Below are 20,083 nucleotides of genomic sequence, written 5' to 3'. Positions count from 1 at the left end.
CGTCTTTTCTCGATAACGGAGTCGGAGGAGGGCGGAATGGCCACCGGTAGTCCCGACGTGCTCGTCGACCCGGACCGGTTCACCGACCGGAGCCAGTTCGGGGCGGGGCTGACCGCCGTGCGGGAACGGGCCGGGCTCTCGATCCGCGACCTCGCCAGGGCGTTGCGCATCCCGCCCGCGACGGCGGGCGACTACTGCTCCGGCCGCACGCTGCCACCCGCGCGGATGGCGCCGGTGCTCACCGGGTTCCTGGGGTTGTGCGGCGTCCACGACCGCGCCGCCGTGGACGCCTGGCAGCGGGCGCTGCTGCGGCTGCGGCACGACGGCGCGCACACCGCGCCCTCCCCGTATCCGGGGTTCGCGGCGTTCGACCGCCACGACGCCCGCTGGTTCCACGGTCGGGGCCGGCTCGTCGCCGAGGCGCGCGAACGGGTCGAGGACCGTAGAGACACGGGTGGTGTGGTCGTGGTCGTCGGCCCGTCCGGGTCGGGCAAGTCGTCGTTGCTGCGCGCCGGTCTGCTGCCCGCCCTGCACGGGTGGACGTCGACCGTCCTCACCCCGACCCGCAACCCCTGCCGCGACCTGTCCGACCGGCTGTGCCGGGCGTTGTCGCTCGACGCCGACGACCTGGACCGCGCCCTGCACACCGACGCCCTGACCGCCCTACTGCGGCAGGCCCGTCCCGCGCACGGGCTCGTCGTGGTCGTCGACCAGGCCGAGGACCTGTTCCACGCCCCAAAGCACGCGGTCCTCGACGCGCTGGCCGCCGTCACCGCCGCCGCGGGCGTCGTCGTGCTGGGCCTGCGCTCGGACGCGCTCGCCGAGGCCGCCCGGCACCCGCTGGTGGCATCGGCCGCGCAGGTCGCCGTGACGCCGATGAGCGAGGCGGAGTTGCGGGAGGCGATCGAGGCCCCCGCCCGCGCCGCGGGACGGCCGCTCGAACCCGGCCTGGTCGAGATCCTGGTCCGCGACCTGGCCCCGCCGCCCGCCCGGCGCGCGCTGGGCGAGGCCCACGACCCCGGCGCGCTCGGCCTGCTGTCGCGGTCGCTCCTGGCGACCTGGGCTCAACGCAGGCGCGGCCGCGTCACGGTCGCCGACCACCTCGCGACCGGCGGCGTCCACGGCGCGGCGGCCGACGCCCTCGCCGCACTGCCCGCCACCGCCGAGCACCAGTTCCGCGCCGTCCTCGACGGCACGTGGACCGGCCCGCTCAGCGAGCTGGAACCGTTGGTGCGGGCCCGTTTGCTCACCGTCGACCACGACGGGGTCACGCCGGTGCTCGGCCGGGCCCTGTCGCGCGCGGTGGGCTAGGACGTCAGACCAGTTCCCCCACGAACCGGTCCTCGAAGTGCCGCTCGGCGAACGCGATGAAGCGCTCCACGTCCCGCACCGCCGACGGCGCTCCGAACGACACCCGCACGGTGCCCCCGCTGGGCAGGCCGACGACGTCGAGCGAGTCCGCGGTGCCGTGCTTGAGCAAGGCGCGCAACGACTTCGGGCACAGCTCGGCCGCGTTGGAGCCCGCGCCGGGGTTGCCGAAGCAGCCGGTGCGCAGGGAGATGCCCGCGCCGGTGGCCTCGTTCGCGACGAGGGCGGGGTCGAGGACGTGACCGGACGGGTCGAGGAAGTTGAAGCTCACGATGCCGCCGCGGGCCGAGGTCGTCGTGGGGCCGTAGACGCGGGCCATGGGCAGGCCGTTGCCGTGGCGCAGCGTCGTGAGGCGCTCCAGGAACCAGCCGGTCAGGTAGCGGACGCGGCGGGAGATCAGCTCCACGCCGGTGTCGGCCAGCAGCGCCAGTCCCACCTCGACGTCCGGGATGGACAGGAAGTTGAGGCTGCTGTCCTCCAACGCCTTGCGGGACAGGCGGGACAGCGCGTCGCGGCGGACGACCAGGCAGCCGACGCCGGTCGGGTAGCCGAAGACCTTGTACCAGCTCACGGTCACGAAGTCGGGGCGCACCAGGCTCAGGTCGAGACTGTTCGTCGGCAGGTACGCGGCGGCGTCGAGCAGGACGTCGTAGCCCCGGTCGTGGGCGATGTCGATCCAGCCGAGCGGGTGCTGCACGCCGGTGAACCCGCTCTGCGCGGGGTAGGCGAACAGGCCGCGCCTGCGGTCGGGGCGCTTGCGGCCGAGCGCGGAGATGACGGTGCTGGTGGAGATCCGCAGGTCCGGCCGCTGGGTCGCGATGACGGTGGTGGCGCTGTGGCCCGCTTTCGCGAACGCGCGCAGTCCGTCGACCGACTCGTGGTTGTCCGAGGTGAGCACCAGCCTGCCGTGCCTGCCGAACGGGTACCGCTCGCCGACCAGCCGGGCGGCGGCGCTGGCGTTCGCGGTGAAGACGACCGTGTACTCGTGCGGCGACGCGTTGAGGTGGCGCAGGACGGCGTGCCGCGCGTGGTCGATCGCGGGGGCGGTGGTGCTCGGGCTGCCGGGCAGGATGCCCTGCATCCGCCGCTGGTGCGCGCGGTGCTGCGCCGACGCGGCCAGGCCGGAGCCCGCGTAGTCGAGGTACAGGTGGTTCTGCTCGTCGAGGTAGGCGTACTCCGTGCGGCGCAACCGGTCCAGACCGCGGGTCAGCTCGTAGCCGGGGTAGCGCGCCAGGAACTCGGCGGGCTCGTCGGCGTTGCGCGCTGTCAGCACGTGGTCGGTGTGGCGTGAGGTCATCTTTGCTCCCCGCGGTGAGATGACGGTGGACGGCAACAATTCGCCGAATGGGAATACGCGACCCGGACAACGCGGGGAGGCGTTGTCAGAACATACCCCTCGCAGGGCCCCGGAACTGGGACTTCCGCGTTGTTGTCGGGAAGGCCACAGCGATGTATCCGTGATCTTCTCGGGGAATAACGGAAAGCCGCAACAATGTGGAACAGCCGTTCGCCATCGCCCGTCCGTTGTTCGGAACTCGTTGTCCGCCGGACAGGACGGCACTGGACAACGTGCCCGACTGGTACGAAGTGGGCATGGGAGAACGGTTCAAGGTGTGCTTCTCCGCGAGCCTCATCGCGTTCGCGCTGGTGGCGGGAGCGGTCGGGTCGGGCCCGCAGGGCGGGATCGTGGTCCGGATCGCGGCCTCCCTGCTGTTCCGCCCGTAGCGCCGGTGTGCGTTCGACCACCGAACGCCTCCCGTTCGGCCACACTTGGGCCGTTCGGCTTCTCGGTCCGGGACGCGGTGACTACGGTCGCCACATCCATTCGGTCACGGTCCCGCGGGGGTTTTCAGCGTGCTTGGCGAACACGGTCGAGCGGAGTCCCTCGGTGACAGCGCGCCGGCTTCCGCGATCGTCGGGGGTCGATTCCTCCGGTCCGAGAACGGGAAGCGCACGGTCACCCGGCGGCCCGACGGCGGGCTCGACCACGTGATGACCCTGGCGCACACCGCGTCCTTCGCGTCGATCCTGTCGGCCGAGGAGGCGCGGGCGCTCGACCTGCCGGGCACGCGTCTCACGTGGCGCTTCCTCAAGGACGACGGCCGCTCCGACTGGACGCTGGTCCTGGTCGACGACCGCGACGCCGTGGTGTGGGTGCACCGCAAGGGCCACTTCCCCGACGGCTACCGGCCCACCGAGCCCGACCCCGCGGCCGCGGGCCCGGTGGAGGAGCGCGAGTTCTCCGAGGCCTGGATGGACGAGGGGCTCGGGATGGAGGGCGTCTACTGCGTGACGCTCATCCACAACATCACGCCGGACGAGGCCCTGCTCCGCTTCGGGGCCCCCGAGGACGCGATCTTCACGGCCACGTGGCCGGAGTTGTTGGAGCGGGCCAACTTCGAGGAGGCCGACGTGGAGGACCACGTCGTCGCCGCCTTCCCGCTCGGCCCGCACACCCTGCTCGTGGAGGACAACGGCTGGCACGGCGTCCGCCGCCCGGACCTGTCCGCGGGCACGTTCGCCGTCTCCTCCTATTGCAGCGTCAACGCCGACACGGCGTTCGTCGTCAGCCGCGACGGCGTCGTCCTGGCCTCCCTGGACGAACTGGAGCCCAGTTCCGCCGAGGGCGCGGACCCCGGCGTGCTCACCGAGGCGCTGGCCGAGATGGGCATCGACGACCCGGAGGCGTTCGACGAGGACGAGGACAACTTCCTCGACGACCTCGAACTCCTCTGCCGCCTCACCGGCGTGAGCCCCACGGTCGCCGACGTGACCAGGCCGACGAGGGTCGCGATCATCGTCGGCGGCTAGCCCGGAAAAACTTCCCGAAGTTTTTCTCGCGGCCGTGTCGAATGGCGTCGAGCCCGTTCGACGTGTGTGCAGAAGGCCGGCAACGGACCGGCCTCCCGCTCACCGGAGGCTCGAGATGACCACCACGACCACCACCGCGTCCACCGTCACCACCACCGCCCCCGTCAAGCCGCTGGTCCTCCCCGCGCTGGTCGCGGTGGTCGGGGCCTCGGTCGCCACCGCGGCCGTCGCGGGCGTCGGGAACCTCGCCGGGATCAGCCTGAACGTCAGCGGGGCGCCCATCCCGGTGCCGGGGTTCGCCACGCTGACCGCCGTCTTCTCGCTGGTGGGCCTGCTGCTGGCGCTGGGGCTGCGGCGCTTCGCCCGCCACCCGCGCACGGCGTTCGTCCGCACGACGGTCGCGCTCACGGCGTTGTCGCTGGTGCCGGACGTGCTCGCGGACGCGGCCACGGCCACGAAGGCCCTGCTGATGCTGACCCACCTGGTCGCCGCGGTGATCGTGATCCCGGCCATCGCCCGCCGCCTCGCGGCGTGACCTACCGCTGCACCAACCCGTTGAGGTGCGCGTACACGACGGCGTGCACCCGGTCGCGGAGTCCGAGCTTGGCCAGGATCCGCGACACGTGGGTCTTCACGGTCTCGTCGCCCACGTGCAGCGCCGCGGCGATCTCGGCGTTCGTGTGCGCCGCGGCCACCAGCAGCAGCACCTCGTGCTCCCTCGCCGTCAACTGGTCCAGGCCCGGTGCGGCGGCGGGGGGCGCGATGCTGCCCGCGAAGCGGGACACCAGCCGCTGCGTGACGGACGGGTCGATGAGCGCGTCCCCCCTGGCCGCCACGCGGATGGCGCTGATCAGCTCCTCCGGCGGCAGGCTCTTGAGCAGGAACCCGCTCGCGCCCGCCCGCAGCGCCCGGTAGACGTACTCGTCGCTGTCGTACGTGGTCAGCACGACGACCTTCGTGCGGTTGTCCGGCGCGGCGAGGATCGCCTCGGTGGCGCTCAGGCCGTCCAGCTTGGGCATGCGGATGTCGAGGACGGCCACGTCCGGGCGCAGGCGGGCGACCTCGGTGACGGCGGCGCGGCCGTCGGCGACCTCCGCGACGCACTCGAGGTCCGGCTGGGTGTCGAGGATGGCGCGCATCCCCGAGCGGAGCATGGCGTGGTCGTCGGCGAGCAGGACGCTCAGCATCGTGTCGGGTTCTCCAGGGGGAAGGCCACGGCGGTGCGCCAGGTGCGGCCGTCGGGTTCGAGCCCGCAGGTCGTGACGCCGTTGAACAACCGCGCGCGGTTGCGGATGCCCTCCAGGCCGCGGCGGTGGCCGTCGGGGCGGGCGCCGACCAGCGCGGGCACGCGGTTGGTGGTGCTCAGCGCGAGGGAGTCGTCCCGGTAGGCCAGTTCCACGTCCACGCCGGACGGGTCGCCGTGGCGCAGGGCGTTGGTCAGCATCTCCTGCGCGATCCGGTACACCGTGATGTCCAACGACTCCGGCAGCGCGCGCGGGTCGCCGGACGTCGTGAGCCTGGCCGGTATCCCGGCGGCGCGGACGCCGTCGAACAGCTCGTCGAGGTTGTCCAGCCCCGGTTGCCGGGCGCCGTCGGCGTGGTCGCCGTGCAGCAGGTCGAGCAGGTGCCGCAGGTCGACCATCGCGGCGCGGCTGGCGGTCTCCACGGCGCTCAACGACGACGTGAGCGGCGCGTTCCCCTTGTCCAGCCCCAACCTCGCGGCCCCGGCGTGCAGGTTGATGGCGCTCACGTGGTGCGCGATCACGTCGTGCAGGTCGCGGGCTATGGAGCTGCGCTCGGCGGCGAGCGCCTTGGCCAACGACTCCTCGGCGTCCCGCCGCTCGCGTTCGGACCGCTGCTCCAGTTCGGCGATGTGGCCCCGCCGGGCGGTGGTGAAGCGGCCGACCAGCCACGGCAGGACCGCGCCCTTGACCACCTCCACGGGCAGCAGCTTCAGGTCTCCCACGCCGAGGTAGTAGGCGAAGTGGGTGGCCACCATGCCCGCGATCATGACGGCGAGGGTGGCGAACGCGGGCACCCCGACGAGCCAGGCGCCCGCCCGGTAGGCGGCGACCATCATGCCCGCGTTGTTGCCCGCCCCCCTCAGCGGACGCTCCAGCAGCAGCGGTATCGCGATGAACACCGCCACGTGCGCCACGGCCACGACACCGGACCGGCGAGCCGGACCGGCGAGCAGCACGTCGACCGCCGCGACGGCGATCAGGCACACCACGACGATCGGCGGCGACGGCACCGGAGCCCTCGACACGAAGACCCACACGTCGACGAACAGGCACACCAGCGCCACCAGCAGCGACTGCCGGGTCAACGACACCCTGGGGTCCCCCGCGCGCTTCCACATCCCCCTCACCCGGCCAATCCTCCGGCACCCCGCCCCGTCCGCGAGTCCCCCTCCAGGGGGATCCATGGTCCTCCCAGGGTCAGGGGTCCCCTGCTCGGGGGACTCGGGTTCACCCCGTGCTGTGACGCTTCCGCGCCTGGGGATCCCTAGGTTCGGTGTCGATGGGGGCGGTGATGAGGACAGTTCTGGTGATCTTGTGCGCGGTCGGTTTCGCCTGGGGCGGCGCGCTTCCGGCGTTCGCCGACGGTGCTCCCGGCGGGGGCGACGTCCAGGTGGCGCAGACGTTGGGCGACCGCGAGCTGACCGTGGTGGTCCGGCGGGTCGAGCCGGTGCCCGGTCCGGTGCACGTCGACGTCGTGACGCACGTCGGCAGCCCGCCCGGCGACCTGCGGCTGCGGTTGAGCCGCGACGGCGTGGTGGTCAGCGAGACGACCGTGCGGCTCACGGCGAAGCCGGGGTTCCACTCCGGCGCGCTGCGGGTGGACGGGCCCGGACCGTGGGAGCTGGCGCTGGACGACGGGCAGCGGGTCGCGACGATCCCGTTCGTGGTGCCCGCGCGGGTGCAGTCGCCGCCGCAGAACGCGGCGTTCGGCGGGTTCGTCGCCGCGGGGGCGTTGATGCTGGTGACGCTCGTGGTGGCGCTGCGCGGCAGGCCGACCGCGGCGTTCGTCCCGGCGGCGGGGGTGGTCGCGGCGCTGTCGGTCGCGGTCACGGCCGCGCTGCTGTCGGCGTCCGTGCCACCCCTGCCCGCGCCCGGCCGGGACCAGGACCCGACGGTGGACTCGGTGACCGACCCGTACGCGAACGCCCAAGCGTCCACAACGGACTACTCGCGGCCGCCCGCCACGCTGGTGGCGACGGTGGACGGCGACCTGCGGCTCGCGCTGACCGACGGGTCGACCGGCCGCCCGGTCGACGACCTCCTGGTGCACGACAACGCGTTGGCGCACCTCGTGGTGGTGTCGCCGAGCGGGAGGCTGTGGCACCTGCACCCGGTGCGGGTCGGCCCCGGCGACTACCGGGTGAAGCTGGACGCGCCGGAGGCGGGCCGGTACGCGGTGGCCGTCGAGATCGCCCGGCGCGGCGGCGGACGGCAACTGCTCCGCACCACGCTCACCCTGGCCGCGACCGGCACGACCGCGCCCGCCACCGACGACACCGCGCTCGACCGGCGGATCGCCGCGGCGGGCGAGCCGAGCACGATCACCGCGCGCTACGGGACGGCCGACCTCCAGCCGTGGCTGGGGATGCTCGGCCACCTGATCGTCGTCGGCCCGGTGACCGGCGAGATCGCCGACGCGCCGGTGTGGGGGCACGTGCACTCGATGGTCCCGCCGACGCCGGGGCGGCCGGACAAGCCGGACGAGAGCGTGGCGGCGTTCGGGCCGGACGTGCCGTTCACCTACACCTTCCCGCTGCCCGGCCGGTACCTCGTGTGGGCGCAGGTCGAACGCGGCTACGCGGTGCGCACCACGCCCGCGGTGATCGACGTCCCGGCGAGCGCGGGAGAGGTCCGATGAGCAAGCGCACGATCCTCGCCTGCGCGGCGCTGGCGGTGGTGGTCGCCCTGGTGGCGCTGGTCTTCCGCGCCACCAGGGCCGACGAGCCGATGACGGCGACCGCCTCCACCCCGCGCTACACCGTCCGGCTCTCGGTCGCCGACCCGCGCACCGGCCCGAACTCCATCGGCCTGGAGGTCACCGACCCGGCGGGCACGCCCGCGAAGCCCTCCGAGGTCACCGTCGAACCGGTGATGCCGCAGATGGGCCACGCGCTCGCGCCCGTGACCGCCGTGCCCGAGGCGCCGGGCCGGTACCGCGCCGCCACCACGGACCTGCCGATGGCGGGCCCGTGGCAGATCACCGTCTCGCTGCGCGACGCGAGCGGTGTCGACCACGTCGTCTTTCCACTGCTGGTGAAGGGATAAGGGGAACCGAACATGGATCTCACCGCGTCGGGGGCCTCCGCGGCCACGACGACCAAGGCCGTGCCGCGCGGGGTGACCGCGGCGAGCTTCGTGCTGGGCGGCACCGTGCTGTCGCTGACCGGGTTGACCTGGGACATCCAGTGGCACACCGACGTCGGCCCGGACACGTTCTTCACGCTGCCGCACCTGCTGCTGTACTCGGGCAGCGCGTTCTCCGGCATCGCGAGCCTCGTGGTCGTGCTGCTGACGACGGCGGCCCAGCGCTCGGGCCGTCCGGTCGACCCGGTGGTCGGCGGCCGGGCGGTCGCGGTGTTCGGCCGCACGTTCGCCGCGCCCGTCGGCTACCTGATCTCCGGCATCGGCGCCGCGTCGTTCCTGCTCTACGGCCTGTGGGACCAGTGGTGGCACGGGCTGTACGGGTTCGACGCGGTGATCGCCTCGCCGCCGCACATCGGCCTGCTGCTGTCGATCACCATCACGATGGTCGGCGCGGTCATGGTGTTCGCCGTGGTCCGCTCGCAGACGTGGGGCCTGGCGTGGGCGCTGATCTCGCTGGCGGTGCTGCTGACGTTCAGCACGGTGACGGCGATCGGCCTGTCGCAGGTGAACGTCGGCAACCTGAACACGGTCACCATCGGCCTGTCGTTCCTGTGCGTGCTGATCGTCGTCATGGGCGCGCGCCTGCTCGACCGGCCGGGCGGTGCGCTCGGCGTCGCCGTGCCGGTGGCCGTGCTCCAGGCCGTGTACTGGTGGTTCTCGCCGTGGGCGACGGAGACCTACGCGAACGCGATCGGGCTGCCGCTGCGCGACTACGTCGACGGCGTGCCGGGCCTGCCCGCGCTGATGCCGATGTGCCTGCTCCTGGTCGCGCTGGTGATCGAGGGCCTGCTGGCCGTCGGGCGGCGCGACGGCCGGTCGCTGCGGACGTTCGGGCTGCTCGCGGGCGCGGTCGGCGGGCTGCTGGTGGCGGGGCTGGACCCCGTCCAGCGCGCCTGGCTGCACGGCAACGGCTTCCCGTCGGTGTCGTCCATGGTCGGCACGGCGGTGGCGGGCCTGGTGTTCGGGGCGGCGGGCGGTCTGCTCGGCGTGCGGTTCGGCGGGATGCTGCGGCACCTCGCCCCGGTTCGGGAAGGGCGGTAGCGCCATGAGGAAGACCGTTGTGGCGCTGCTCGGCGTCGTGGGGCTGCTGTTCGGCACGGCCGGGACCGCGCTCGCCTACGAGCCGGTGAACGTCGTGCACACCGAGCAGGTGCAGGTCGGGCCGTACGCGCTGACCGTGGGCTTCAGCACGTGGCCGGTGAAGGCGCTCCAGTCGTTGGACTTCACCTTCGTCCCGGACGGCGGGATCGAGGGGAAGAGCGGGACGTTGTCGCTGGTCAGGCCCACGGGGAAGCGGTCGAGCAGGCTGGAGCCGCTGGTGCGGCACCCGCGCAAGCTGGACGTGTGGGGCCTCGACGTCCGGGCCCTGCCGGATCCGGGTGACTGGAAGTTCGTGTTCGCCGTCACCGGCCCCGACGGGCCCGGCGAGGGCGAGCTGGTGCTGCCGGTCCAGGAGCAGCCGGGTCCCCCGATGGGGGTGAGCTGGGCGATCAGCACCGTGCCCCTGTTCGGCCTGGTGGCGCTGATCGTGATCGCCTGGCGGCGCACCCGCGAGGACACCTCGGTTTAGTGCCGGACGGCTTCCTGGGGAAGACTGGGGTCGACACCCGACTCCCCAGGAGGCCGACCTCTCGTGCGACGCAGGAGCATTGCGACAACGCTGGGCGCCCTGGCCCTTGGCGCGATGCTCGCCGCCACCTTCCACCAGGAGGTGGCGCCGAGACTCGGTCTCCCGGACACCGTCGTCGCCGCCGGGTCCGAGGGCGGTGGCCAGCCGCAGGCGGCGGCCCCGACCAACCCGTGCGCGCCGGTCATCGCCGGGCTCTCCCAGAGGCAACAGCTCGCGCAGCTCCTCCAGGTCGGGGTGAAGCCGGAGAGCGCGGAGGACGCGCTGTCGATCGTGAACGCCGAGCAGGTCGGCGGCATCTTCATCGGCGGCGACGCGCCCGGCCTGCTGACCGGCGGCGCGTTGGCGCTGGTCAGGGCCGCGTCGAAGCTGCCGATCACGGTGTCGGTCGACGACGAGGGCGGCCGCGTCCAGCGGATCGACGCGATGGACGGCAACCTGCCGAGCGCCCGCGCGCTGGTGGCGGCGAACAGCCCCGAGCAGGTGCGCGCGCTGGCCAAGACGCGCGGCGAGCAGCTGCGGGCCAGGGGCGTGACGATGGACCTCGCGCCGGTCGTGGACACCACGGCGGCCGACGACAACACGGTCATCGGCGACCGGTCGTGGAGCGCGGACCCGGCCGTGGCCCGCAAGTACGCCGAGGCGTTCGCGGCGGGCCTGCGCGACGCGGGCGTGCAGTCGGTGCTCAAGCACTTCCCCGGCCACGGCAACGCGAGCGGCGACTCCCACCAGGGCCTGGTCACCACTCCCCCGCTGGCCGACCTGAAGGCCAAGGACCTGCTCCCGTACCAGGACATCGCGGCCTACGGCCCGGTCGCCGTGATGGTCGGCCACCTCGACGTGCCCGGCCTCACCGACGGCACACCCGCGACCCTCAGCCCCGCCGCCTACCGGCTGCTGCGCACGGACTACAAGTTCGACGGCCTGGTCATGACCGACGACCTCGGCGCGATGAAGGCCGTCACAAACCTCGTCGACCTCCCCGAGGCCGTCCGCCAGGCCCTCGCGGCGGGCGCGGACGTGGCCCTGTGGTCCAGCGGCGGTCGGGTAGGCGAGGTGCTGGACGCCCTGGAGGCCGCGGTCGGCAACGGCAGCCTGCCGAAGGACCGCGTGTCCGAGGCGCTGCACCGCGTGCTCAAGGCGAAGGGCGCCTGCTGACCGGGAGCCGAATCCGACGCCGGGCCGGTCGAGCCCGCCGTCCGCATCACGGACACGCGACCAGCGGGTGAACCGGATCCGGGCTCGCGAGACCCGCGTCACGTGGTAGCCGATCCCCCGCCTCCCAAGACGGGATCCGGTCCCGACCGCCGACGACGTCCCCGCAGACCATGAGCTGTGCCGCGACAAACCACCGGATCGAAGTGTCGGAAATTTTCCCATCGACACGCACACCGGACGACAAATCACCTCACCATTCGGCATTCCCCAAACTATCCGCATGATTTAAGCTCACATGCGGCGTCGGGGCGCATACCCGCCCAAGCGCCGCATATGGGGGGAAAATGAATGGAATGGTTGAATTTCGCGTGCTCGGACCACTGGAGATCAGGGTATCGGGCACAGCGCGGCCACCCGGAAGCCCGAAGCAGCGAACGGTACTCGGAATGCTGCTCGCCAAGTCGAACCACATCGCCACTCATGACGAACTGATCGACGAGTTGTGGGGCTCGAATCCCCCCGCGTCCGGCATGGCCAACATCCGCAGTTACGTGGCACGCATCCGACAACTGCTCCCCGCCGATCAGTTGGGCCGCTTGCAGGCCCGGCCCGCCGGGTATTGCTTGGCGGTGGAGCCGGACGAGCTGGACCTGTCCGTTTACACGAGGTTGTCGACGCTCGGCCAAGCGGCGCTGAACAAGGGGGATGTCGTTGCCGCGACGCTGCACTTGGGGCAGGCGCAGGGACTGTGGCGCGGCGAGGCGTTCGAGGGTGTCGCACACGGCCCCCGACTCGGCGCGTTCACCAGCGCGGCCAGGGAGCAGTGGCTGACCTCGGAGGAGAGCCTGCTGGAAGCCAGGTGCCGGTACGGGGTGGACTTCTCGGTCGTCAACGCGCTTCGTTCCTACATCGACTCGAATCCTTATCGGGAACGAGCGTGGCGATTACTGGTGCAGGCCCTCGACGACCTCGGTGCACGATCCTCCGCGCTGGCCGCCTACGAAGAAGTGCGCGCGCTTCTCGCCCGCGACCTCGGAGTGGATCCCGCCCCAGAATTACGTGAATTGCACAGGACGATCCTCGCCGGGCGAAGACGAATCCTGAGCAGCACGCCGTCGAACGTTGTGCACACACCCCGTGAACTACCAGCCGATGTCGCTGTGTTCATCGGACGGAATGATGAAGTCGCCCAACTGGATTCGGCGCTGACCCCGGATGGCGCCCCAGCCCACAGGCCGAAGATCGTGGCGGTCGTCGGGCCCGGTGGATGCGGCAAATCGGCGCTCGCCGTGCACGCGGCTCATCGCGCCGCGGGCAAGTACCCGGACGGACAGCTCTACGTCGACCTGGGCACGGATGACACCGCATCGCCCGTGGCAGCGCTCCACCGGGTGCTGCGTTCGCTCCTCGGGTCGACCGCGGTGCTCCCCGACCACCTTCCGGAGGCGTCGGCGTTGCTCCGCTCGGTGACTTCCGGTCGGCGGCTGCTCATGGTGCTCGACGACGTGCAGCGCGCCGAGCAGGTACTCGGGTTGATCCCGGCCAGTGGATCGTGCGCGGTGCTGCTCGTCGGGCGAGGAACCCTCGGTCGACCGCATCCGGACCTCCGGCTCCAACTCGGGATGCTGTCCTCGGGAGAAGCGGTCGACCTGGTGAGGAGCACATCGGGCTTCCCGCACGACGAGGTGATCGCGTCGATCGCCCAATCGTGCGGGGGCCTGCCACTGGCACTGAGAATCGCGGGAAAGCTGCTGGCCAACCGCCCCCGATGGGTGATCGGCAGCCTGGTGGACCGCCTCTTGGACCCCGCACAGCGCCTCGACGCGCTCGAGGTGGAAGGCCACGCGGTCCGCGACACCCTGCGTCGCCACCACGACCGCATCGCCTGCCGCACGGACGACACGGCACGTCGGGCGGCGCGGTTGTTCGCGATCCTGAGCCGCTCCGCACCGGAACCCGTCGACAGGCTGTCGGCGGCCCGGATGCTGGGCAGCTCACCCGATCTCGCCGACGTGGCGCTCGACTGCCTGGTCGAGGAGTGCCTGTTGGAACGAGTACCACCGGAGCACTACCGGATGCACGACCTGCTCAGGCTGTACGGCGCCGAATCCGGTGACCCGGACAGCGGTTCACGTGCGCAGTTCGACAGCCTCGACGAGCAGGTCGGCTGACTCCGGCGTGATGGCCAGGTCGCTGACGACCTGGCCATCACGCATCCGCACCAGTCGATCGCACCGCGCGGCGACGTGCTGCTCGTGAGTGGCGATCACGATCGTCATGGGGTGCCGGGTTCGCAAGGACTCGAGCAGGTCCAGGATCTCGGCGCCGGTCTTGGAGTCGAGGTTGCCCGTGGGCTCATCGGCCAAGAGGAGCCGGGGGTGGGCGATGAGCGCACGGGCAATGGCGACGCGCTGCTGCTGACCGCCCGAGAGCTGGGACGGCAGCGCACGCTCCCGCCCCTCGAGCCCCACCGCGGCGAGCAGGTCCATCGCACGGGCGGGAGCGTCGAAGTCGACCCGGTACGGCAGGACCGGCGCCAGCACGTTGTCGAGCACGGAGAGCGTCGGAATCAGGTGGTAGCGCTGGAAGACGAACCCGATGCGACTGCGGTAGCGAGCCAACCGACCACGGGACAACGCGGTCACGTCGACGTCGTCGACGGTGATGGAGCCCTCGTCGGGAAGGTCGATCGCGCCGATCAGGTGGAGCAGTGTCGACTTGCCGGAGCCCGACGGACCCGACAACGCGACCACGGTTCCGGCCTCGATCTCCAGGGAGACGTCGTCCACGGCGGCGATGCGCATCTCACCGCTGGTGAAACGCCTGCTGACCGAGGAGACGACAACAGTCGCGCCGCTCATCTCATTCCTCTCCAATGCTCTGGGTGATCGGCAACCGACCGATGATCCACGCGGGCACGCAGGCGGCGCCGAGCGCGAGCAGGACCGAGATGCCCGCGGCGACTCCCGCCACCACCAACGTCACGGAGGTGAAGGCGGTTCCGGTGACCCCGGCGATCGCCGCCAACCCCGCGGCCACGCCCAGCACCGCGCCGAGCACACCGATGCCGAGACCCTCGTAGGCGATCAGGCGGATGACCGCGCCCGTGCTCCACCCGGTCGCACGCAACGTCGCGATCTCGCCCGCGCGTTCCCGGACGTTGATGTAGAGCACGTCGGCCACGGCGGCGATGCCGAGCACCAGGATCGCGGCGACCGCGATCAGGTCGACCTCGCGAACCTGCACCGAAACGGCATCTCCCAGCAGGGTTCCGACGACCGCGCCGTGAAAGCCCCGAACCACGGCCAGCAGCGCCGTGGCACCCGCGATGCCGATCGCGAGGGACAACGCACCGAGCACCGTCCTCCCTGGCGAGCGCCAGAGGTTCGCGATCGCCAGGCTCGCGATCGTGCGGTGACGTCGGGCCGACGTCCGGCGCGACCGGACGACGTTCGGGTGCAAGCCCGCCCCCGGATGGGTGCGCGCGGCCCGCGCCGCCGGGACGACCGCCGCGACCAGGCTGAGCCCGACCGCCACCGGCGCGGCGAGCAGCACTCGCCACGACGGACCTGACAGTGAGCCCAACGAGGACAACGCCGCGGCGAGCCCGACTCCCACGACACCGGCAGCGAGGCCGATCAGCGCGACTTCGCCGAGGAGCGCTTGGAACAGCTTGCGCGGAGGCCATCCGATGCACGCGAGCGTGGCCAGTTCGCGCTGCCGGTCTCGCACCGCCGCGGACACCGCGTTGAAGAGGAACAGCGCGCACACCACCAGGATCAGGACCACGAGAACGGCGCTCTTGTGGTCCAGGGCGCTGATCACCGACACCGCCACCCCCTTGCGGGACCAGTCCTCGACCAAGCGGAGTTCCGGACGACCGTAGTTCCCGGGTCCCAGGGCGATCTGCTGCGGAGCGGGTGAAGCGCCGATGGTGATGTCCACGTCAAGACCGGTGGTGACCGCGATCTGCTCGGCCACGAGCCGGACCCGCTCCTGCGAGACGGCGTCCATGCCCTCGACACCGGCCACCTGAACGCGAACGGACGAAATCGGTGTGTTCGCCTGGGGTGTTCCCGCCAACAAGGTGGGCAGTGCGGACAGGGAGGTGAGCATCATGGGCGGGGTCGCGAGATAGCCACCGGGATTGCTGTTGGGCACCAAGGGCTGGTCGCCGAGAACGCGGCGACTGGCGTCGTCCGCGCCCACCGCTTTCGGCGGGTGGTAGGTCTCCAGGGGCACCGCGGAGAGTTCGGAGAACCCGCGCAACCTGGTCGCGTCGAACACCCCCACGGCGCCCGCGGAAACGAGGTCGCCGCCGGTCTGCCCCGAAAGGAGCTTCGCGAGCGGCCGATTCCCCACGTCCCTGGCGAACCACGGTACGGCGAAACCATCGGTGGTGTTGTTCCCCCACACGGATTTGCGGTCCACCTCCACGACACGCGGTCGCAACGACCCGTCGGGCTGCTGGTCGTACTGCGGCGTACCGGACTGCACGACCACGGTCAACTGCGCGCGCAGTTCGTCGCGCACGGCTTCGGCGTACACGGAAGCCCCGTCCATGCGGACTTCGCCCACCTGGGTGCCGGACGCCGTGCGCACCTGCTCGTAGGCCCGTTCGGCGTCGACACCCGCGATGGCCGGGTCGGCGACCTGCTCGGTGGCGACGATCAACTGCTCGTCGAGTTCGGGGCGATCGGGCACGATGACCGGGATGGACATCCCGTTCAACTCACCCCGCGCGGCGACGTCGGCTCCGTCCAGGTAGCGACCGGAGGCGACAGCGGCGTCGAGTCCCACCAGCTTCGCTTCCTGGTCCGGATCGATTCCGGCGAGCAGCAAGGACATCGGCCACTCGAAGTCGACGGTCAGTCGAGGGGAGATCCGGTGTTCACCGGTCGGGTAGGTGGGGCCCATGTCGAACGAACCGTCCGGGAGCAGGCGCGCGACCAGCAAGCGCTGCCGGTCCCCCACCTCCAGCCCGGTCGCACCGGGCTGCCCGCCGGACGTCTGGCACAGAGCGCGATCGGTGCCGTCCTCCTGGATCTCCACGGGATCGGCGCGCACGCCGGGCCCGCACACCGCGGTCGCGGCCGTGTGGTCCCGGCCGTCGTCGTAGCCCCCCAGCCTGCCAGACGCCTGCCACACCGGCCAGGCGATCACGCGCGTGGTCACGTAGGCGATGTGGGCGGCGTCGTCGTCGAGGCGGGTGAGTCCGCGATCGGCCGCCCATCGTGGGCGGAGGCGCACGGTCTGGGTCGGTTTCGACCGGTCGACGGCGTCCGTCGCGTCGACGGGCGCTCGCAGGGACGTGGTGGCGTACCCCACCATGGCGATCGGCGCCGCGACAGCGACGCCCGGCAAGCGTTTGAGCTGTTCGTACTGGTCGAGGCTGATACCGCCGTACAGACCGGACAGGTAGTTGGGCCGCACGAGGCCGCGGTCGACCTCGAGCGGCGAACGGGCTCCCTTGGGGCGCACCAGGATGTCGTAGGCCGCGCGGTAGTTCGCGTCGACCGTGCCCAGGGTCTGCAATCGCGAGGTGGTCGTGCTGCCGGTGAGCAAGGTGAACCCGGTTGTGGCGACCACTATTCCGAGGAACAACGCGAAAGTGCGGCCACGGCGGTGGCGCACCTGGCCTATCAGCAATGAACGCATTCGCAGTTCCCCACAACTGTGAACCCGTCCGCGGCACAATGGCCGCGGACGGGTGGATTCAACTCAGCAACACCCGTCGAGGTACGACTCCGTAACGGTACCGCTACCGTCGTGCACGTACTCCATGAGGACACTGTTGTAGTTGTGCCCGTTGACGGTGCAGACGATCCAGGGGACGCAGGAGCGACGCCAGTAGTACAGCGCGGAAGCGTCGACCTTCGGCACGAACGCGTCGACGATCCGGTCACCAAAAGCGCGTAGCGTCTTCATCTCATCCCTTTCTCCAGAGTCGGCCGAGCCGCCGACTTCAGCGCCTCCGACGTTATGGCAGAGCGGCATACGACGTGCACATGTTCATGTCACGGCTCTCCCTCGTCGACACGGAGTCGAAAGAGGAAGGGTCCGCTTTGATTCTCGCTGTACACCTCCGAGAGGGGAACGGGCTCGTCCATCAATTGCCATTCGGGTTCCGGCGCGAACTCGGTGCGCATCTTCCGGACGACGGTCGCGAGGACACTCGAAACGGGAACGAAGCCCCAGACGCGCGAGTCGATGCTTTCGCGTGGGTTGTCCCCCAGCAGCACCAGGCTCCCTCGGGGAACCAGGCTGCCCACCGGACAACCCGCCGCTCGCACCACCTCCGCCGGGACGACGTCACCGGCCACCGCGGCGACGCGCTTGACGACCAGGCGCGAGTCGGGGAACGGACTCGCGACGACGACGGCTCCGTTGGCGGGCGCGCCTGACGTCCGACGCGCGAGCACCCTCTGGCCGTCCCGGAAGGTCGGCGCCATGCTCGGGCCGGTCACGTGCACGACGAGCAAGCGCGTCCGAACCCATCGGACGACGACGCCGGAGGCGGCCAGCACGACCGCGACACCCCACCACACACTAGCTCCCGTTCCGAGGCGAGCCAGCGGGTTCGGCATGGCCTTCCACCCGGTAGCCCTTGGCCTGCAACGAGAACAGTCGCCGGTAGTCCCCTTCGCGCTCGAGCAGCTGGTCGTGGGTGCCCTGTTCGACCACCTGCCCCCCGGACAGCACGAGGATCCGATCGGCATCGCGGATCGTGCCGAGCCGGTGGGAGATCAGCACTCTCGTGCGCCCCGATCGGCGCGTGGCCAACCTCTCGTGGACACGGCTCTCCGCCTCCGGATCCAGTCCGGCGCTCGGTTCGTCGAGGATGAGCAGGTCCGGGTCCTCGCGCAGGTAGCTGCGCGCCAACGCGACCCGCTGCCACTGCCCGCCCGACAGCGCCACGCCCGCCGAGGCGTTGGCCTTCTCGACGAACATCCTGCTCAGCATCGTGTCGTAGCCGTCGGGCAGGGACGCGAGCACCTCGTGGACCTCGGCGTTGCGCGCCGCGACCTGAACGCGGTCCCGGTCGGCCGCGACGCTCAGGTCGCCGACGCCGATGTTGTCCGCGGCGGTGAGGTCGTACTCCATGTAGTCCTGGAAAACGGCCCCGAGCCTCCGGCGCAACTCGCTCGTCGGCACATCCCTGATGTCGACGCCGTCCCAGGTGATCGATCCCTTCGTCGGGTCGTAGAAGCGGCACAGGAGCTTCACGAGGGTGCTCTTGCCCGCGCCGTTGACACCGACGACGGCCACGGACTGTCCGCAGTGGATGGTCAACGTCACCCCCCGCAGGATCCAGGGGTGGTCCGGCGAGTAGCGGAACCACACGTCCCGCAGCTCGATCCGATCGCGCAACGCGGGCAGGGCCACCGGGTGGACCGGCGCCGGCAGGTCGGGGCGCGCCCGCAGCACGAACCGGTAGTGGTCGAACTCCAGCAGGGCTTGGTGCGCCGTCGCGATGGTGACCGCGACACCGGCGAGCCCCGTCTGGACCGCGGCGACGGAAGCGGCGAACAGCGTCACCTCACCCACCGAGACCTCACCGCGCACGGCGGCTCGCACGACCCACACCAGGCCCGTTCCCGCGACCACGGCGGCCGCGGCGGCCAAGGCACCCTGAACGAGCACCGTGCCACGGTCCACTTTCTCGCGTGCCGCGTTCGAGGCCCTGCGCTCGTCGAGCATGAGCGACCGGAAGTGGTCGCCGAGACCGAAGAGCCGGATCTCCTTCGCCGCTCGGACGGTGGTCAGCAGTCCCCCGAAGAAGAACTCACGCCGTTCGAACGGTCCGATTCCGTGCTGGGTGCTCGCCCTGCGCCGCGCCAGTGCCATCTCGGCGCCGAGCACGGGCACCGCGGCCACCGCGACGATCAAGGTGAACACGGGGCTGATGGTCCACACCGAGGCGGCGAAACCGCCGACCGTGACCGCGGACTTGCCGACGCCCACCGCGCTGTCGAGCACCTGCGCGGGCGCCCGTTCCCCGGACAGCCTCGCCATCCTGAGCCGGTCGAGGAACTCGGGATCCTCGAAGCGGCCCAGACCGTCGAACTCGTTGATCTTGCGGAAGAGCCGGTCCTGGGCGGCGAGACCGATCGCACGCCGTGCTTGGGCCGAGAAGTACTGCGCGAGGCTCGGCGTCCCCGCCGCCGCCACACCGACCACGGCGAGGAGGACGACGAGCCGGACCGCGGCCTCGGCGCTCGGTTCGGGTCGGACGAGCTGGTCCAGCACACCCTTCGTGCACCACGCGGCGACCACCGGGTAGACGCCCGAGAGCAAGGTGAGCACGACGTACCCCGCCAACTGGCGCGGTGCCGCGCGCAACGCCACGGCCAGCGCGTCCACGACGGCGAGGAACGCCATCAAACACCGACCGGGGAGGCCAGTCGGACCGAGGTCACCGTCCCGCTCGCATCGACCTGGCAGGTGGCGGGGTAGGACGTCACCCCGAACGCCGCGCCGAGCGCGCCTCGACGACCCTCGACCACGACGGACGCGACCTCGCGAAGCGGGTCGAGCAGGTAGTCGGCACCCGAGGGGTCCTCGGCCACCACCACCGCGATGACGGCGGCCCGCCCACCCGGCACGGCGCGCGCCGCCGCGAGGAAACGGGGAAGCAGCTCTTCGCAGGGCGCGCAGCCCGGCGAGAAGAACCCGACCAGCGTCGACGCCGACAGCCCGTCACGATCGACCACCTCGCCGTCCACCGTCC

Annotated in this window: 18 protein-coding genes and 1 pseudogene; 10 read left to right on the top strand and 9 right to left on the bottom strand. The window is 71.5% G+C overall.

The window, feature by feature from the left end; genetic code table 11:
- The first annotated feature begins 36 nt into the window (after positions 1–36).
- Positions 37–1,311, top strand: a complete 1,275-nt coding sequence (locus tag ACFWW9_RS34590) for a helix-turn-helix domain-containing protein (protein WP_390386404.1) — start codon at positions 37–39, stop codon at positions 1,309–1,311.
- Between the two features lie 4 nt (positions 1,312–1,315).
- On the opposite strand, the gene ACFWW9_RS34585 is transcribed toward ACFWW9_RS34590, so the two are convergent.
- Positions 1,316–2,665: an aminotransferase class V-fold PLP-dependent enzyme gene (locus tag ACFWW9_RS34585; protein WP_390386403.1), complete on the bottom strand. Its 1,350-nt coding sequence runs from the start codon at positions 2,663–2,665 to the stop codon at positions 1,316–1,318.
- A 296-nt stretch (positions 2,666–2,961) separates the two neighbouring features.
- Between ACFWW9_RS34585 and ACFWW9_RS34580 the strand changes: the two genes are divergently transcribed.
- From ACFWW9_RS34580 to ACFWW9_RS34570, 3 genes are all read left to right on the top strand, one after another.
- Complete coding sequence (locus ACFWW9_RS34580) at positions 2,962–3,093, top strand: hypothetical protein (RefSeq protein ID WP_390386402.1); 132 nt, start codon at positions 2,962–2,964, stop codon at positions 3,091–3,093.
- 129 nt (positions 3,094–3,222) lie between these two features.
- Positions 3,223–4,179, top strand: coding sequence for a DUF6461 domain-containing protein (locus tag ACFWW9_RS34575; RefSeq protein WP_390386401.1), 957 nt, complete (start codon positions 3,223–3,225; stop codon positions 4,177–4,179).
- A 115-nt stretch (positions 4,180–4,294) separates the two neighbouring features.
- Positions 4,295–4,714, top strand: coding sequence for a DUF6069 family protein (locus ACFWW9_RS34570; protein WP_390386400.1), 420 nt, complete (start codon positions 4,295–4,297; stop codon positions 4,712–4,714).
- Position 4,715: 1 nt separating this feature from the next.
- Here the strand turns inward: ACFWW9_RS34570 and ACFWW9_RS34565 are convergent, their stop codons facing one another.
- Positions 4,716–5,366 carry a response regulator gene (locus ACFWW9_RS34565; protein WP_390386398.1) on the bottom strand — a complete coding sequence of 217 codons (651 nt, stop codon included), beginning with the start codon at positions 5,364–5,366 and terminating at the stop codon, positions 4,716–4,718.
- Positions 5,360–6,541, bottom strand: coding sequence for a sensor histidine kinase (locus ACFWW9_RS34560; protein ID WP_390386423.1), 1,182 nt, complete (start codon positions 6,539–6,541; stop codon positions 5,360–5,362). Before ACFWW9_RS34560 ends, ACFWW9_RS34565 begins: the two co-directional genes overlap by 7 nt.
- A gap of 173 nt (positions 6,542–6,714) precedes the next feature.
- Here ACFWW9_RS34560 and ACFWW9_RS34555 point away from each other — a divergent pair, with 173 nt between their 5' ends.
- The 6 genes from ACFWW9_RS34555 to ACFWW9_RS34530 all read left to right on the top strand — a co-directional run bounded on the left by ACFWW9_RS34555 (position 6,715) and on the right by ACFWW9_RS34530 (position 13,523).
- The gene (locus tag ACFWW9_RS34555) at positions 6,715–8,061 is read left to right on the top strand and encodes a hypothetical protein (RefSeq protein WP_390386397.1); all 1,347 of its coding nucleotides are present in this window, start codon (positions 6,715–6,717) and stop codon (positions 8,059–8,061) included.
- Positions 8,058–8,468 carry a FixH family protein gene (locus tag ACFWW9_RS34550; RefSeq protein ID WP_390386395.1) on the top strand — a complete coding sequence of 137 codons (411 nt, stop codon included), beginning with the start codon at positions 8,058–8,060 and terminating at the stop codon, positions 8,466–8,468. Before ACFWW9_RS34555 ends, ACFWW9_RS34550 begins: the two co-directional genes overlap by 4 nt.
- Before the next feature lie 12 nt (positions 8,469–8,480).
- Positions 8,481–9,608 (top strand): hypothetical protein, encoded by a 1,128-nt coding sequence (locus ACFWW9_RS34545; RefSeq protein ID WP_390386393.1) that lies wholly within the window; start codon positions 8,481–8,483, stop codon positions 9,606–9,608.
- A gap of 4 nt (positions 9,609–9,612) precedes the next feature.
- Positions 9,613–10,137, top strand: coding sequence for a hypothetical protein (locus ACFWW9_RS34540; protein WP_390386391.1), 525 nt, complete (start codon positions 9,613–9,615; stop codon positions 10,135–10,137).
- Positions 10,138–10,251: 114 nt separating this feature from the next.
- The gene (locus tag ACFWW9_RS34535) at positions 10,252–11,352 is read left to right on the top strand and encodes a glycoside hydrolase family 3 N-terminal domain-containing protein (RefSeq protein WP_390386422.1); all 1,101 of its coding nucleotides are present in this window, start codon (positions 10,252–10,254) and stop codon (positions 11,350–11,352) included.
- Positions 11,353–11,696: 344 nt separating this feature from the next.
- Entirely contained in the window at positions 11,697–13,523 is a 1,827-nt protein-coding gene (locus ACFWW9_RS34530; RefSeq protein ID WP_390386389.1) for a BTAD domain-containing putative transcriptional regulator, read from the top strand.
- On the opposite strand, the gene ACFWW9_RS34525 is transcribed toward ACFWW9_RS34530, so the two are convergent.
- The 6 genes and pseudogenes from ACFWW9_RS34525 to ACFWW9_RS34500 form a co-directional block, all read right to left on the bottom strand.
- Positions 13,482–14,213 carry an ABC transporter ATP-binding protein gene (locus ACFWW9_RS34525; protein ID WP_390386387.1) on the bottom strand — a complete coding sequence of 244 codons (732 nt, stop codon included), beginning with the start codon at positions 14,211–14,213 and terminating at the stop codon, positions 13,482–13,484. The two genes, ACFWW9_RS34530 and ACFWW9_RS34525, sit on opposite strands and share 42 nt — an antisense overlap.
- A 1-nt stretch (position 14,214) precedes the next feature.
- The gene (locus ACFWW9_RS34520) at positions 14,215–16,941 is read right to left on the bottom strand and encodes an FtsX-like permease family protein (protein ID WP_390386385.1); all 2,727 of its coding nucleotides are present in this window, start codon (positions 16,939–16,941) and stop codon (positions 14,215–14,217) included.
- 132 nt (positions 16,942–17,073) lie between these two features.
- Positions 17,074–17,280, bottom strand: coding sequence for a hypothetical protein (locus ACFWW9_RS34515; RefSeq protein WP_390386384.1), 207 nt, complete (start codon positions 17,278–17,280; stop codon positions 17,074–17,076).
- A gap of 89 nt (positions 17,281–17,369) precedes the next feature.
- Entirely contained in the window at positions 17,370–17,879 is a 510-nt protein-coding gene (locus ACFWW9_RS34510; RefSeq protein WP_390386383.1) for a S26 family signal peptidase, read from the bottom strand.
- A 22-nt stretch (positions 17,880–17,901) separates the two neighbouring features.
- On the bottom strand, positions 17,902–19,734 hold the full coding sequence (locus tag ACFWW9_RS34505; protein ID WP_390386381.1) for an ABC transporter ATP-binding protein: 1,833 nt from the start codon (positions 19,732–19,734) through the stop codon (positions 17,902–17,904).
- Positions 19,734–20,083 (bottom strand): annotated as a pseudogene (locus ACFWW9_RS34500) (hypothetical protein); the annotation flags it as partial. The pseudogene ACFWW9_RS34500 and the gene ACFWW9_RS34505, both read right to left, overlap by 1 nt.

The sequence above is a fragment of the Umezawaea sp. NPDC059074 genome (genome assembly GCF_042738955.1).
Taxonomy (GTDB): Bacteria; Actinomycetota; Actinomycetes; order Mycobacteriales; family Pseudonocardiaceae; genus Umezawaea.
This window is presented reverse-complemented; position numbering and strand designations above follow the sequence as displayed.

Bases quoted from the DNA above. Each gene is read 5' to 3' on its own strand.
- ACFWW9_RS34525 (WP_390386387.1), bottom strand. From the start codon at position 14,213: ATGAGCGGCGCGACTGTTGTCGTCTCCTCGGTCAGCAGGCGTTTCACC.
- ACFWW9_RS34545 (WP_390386393.1), top strand. From the start codon at position 8,481: ATGGATCTCACCGCGTCGGGGGCCTCCGCGGCCACGACGACCAAGGCC.
- ACFWW9_RS34590 (WP_390386404.1), top strand. From the start codon at position 37: ATGGCCACCGGTAGTCCCGACGTGCTCGTCGACCCGGACCGGTTCACC.
- ACFWW9_RS34555 (WP_390386397.1), top strand. From the start codon at position 6,715: ATGAGGACAGTTCTGGTGATCTTGTGCGCGGTCGGTTTCGCCTGGGGC.
- ACFWW9_RS34585 (WP_390386403.1), bottom strand. From the start codon at position 2,665: ATGACCTCACGCCACACCGACCACGTGCTGACAGCGCGCAACGCCGAC.
- ACFWW9_RS34505 (WP_390386381.1), bottom strand. From the start codon at position 19,734: ATGGCGTTCCTCGCCGTCGTGGACGCGCTGGCCGTGGCGTTGCGCGCG.
- ACFWW9_RS34560 (WP_390386423.1), bottom strand. From the start codon at position 6,541: ATGTGGAAGCGCGCGGGGGACCCCAGGGTGTCGTTGACCCGGCAGTCG.
- ACFWW9_RS34565 (WP_390386398.1), bottom strand. From the start codon at position 5,366: ATGCTGAGCGTCCTGCTCGCCGACGACCACGCCATGCTCCGCTCGGGG.
- ACFWW9_RS34580 (WP_390386402.1), top strand. From the start codon at position 2,962: ATGGGAGAACGGTTCAAGGTGTGCTTCTCCGCGAGCCTCATCGCGTTC.
- ACFWW9_RS34515 (WP_390386384.1), bottom strand. From the start codon at position 17,280: ATGAAGACGCTACGCGCTTTTGGTGACCGGATCGTCGACGCGTTCGTG.
- ACFWW9_RS34530 (WP_390386389.1), top strand. From the start codon at position 11,697: ATGAATGGAATGGTTGAATTTCGCGTGCTCGGACCACTGGAGATCAGG.
- ACFWW9_RS34535 (WP_390386422.1), top strand. From the start codon at position 10,252: ATGCTCGCCGCCACCTTCCACCAGGAGGTGGCGCCGAGACTCGGTCTC.
- ACFWW9_RS34570 (WP_390386400.1), top strand. From the start codon at position 4,295: ATGACCACCACGACCACCACCGCGTCCACCGTCACCACCACCGCCCCC.
- ACFWW9_RS34540 (WP_390386391.1), top strand. From the start codon at position 9,613: ATGAGGAAGACCGTTGTGGCGCTGCTCGGCGTCGTGGGGCTGCTGTTC.
- ACFWW9_RS34550 (WP_390386395.1), top strand. From the start codon at position 8,058: ATGAGCAAGCGCACGATCCTCGCCTGCGCGGCGCTGGCGGTGGTGGTC.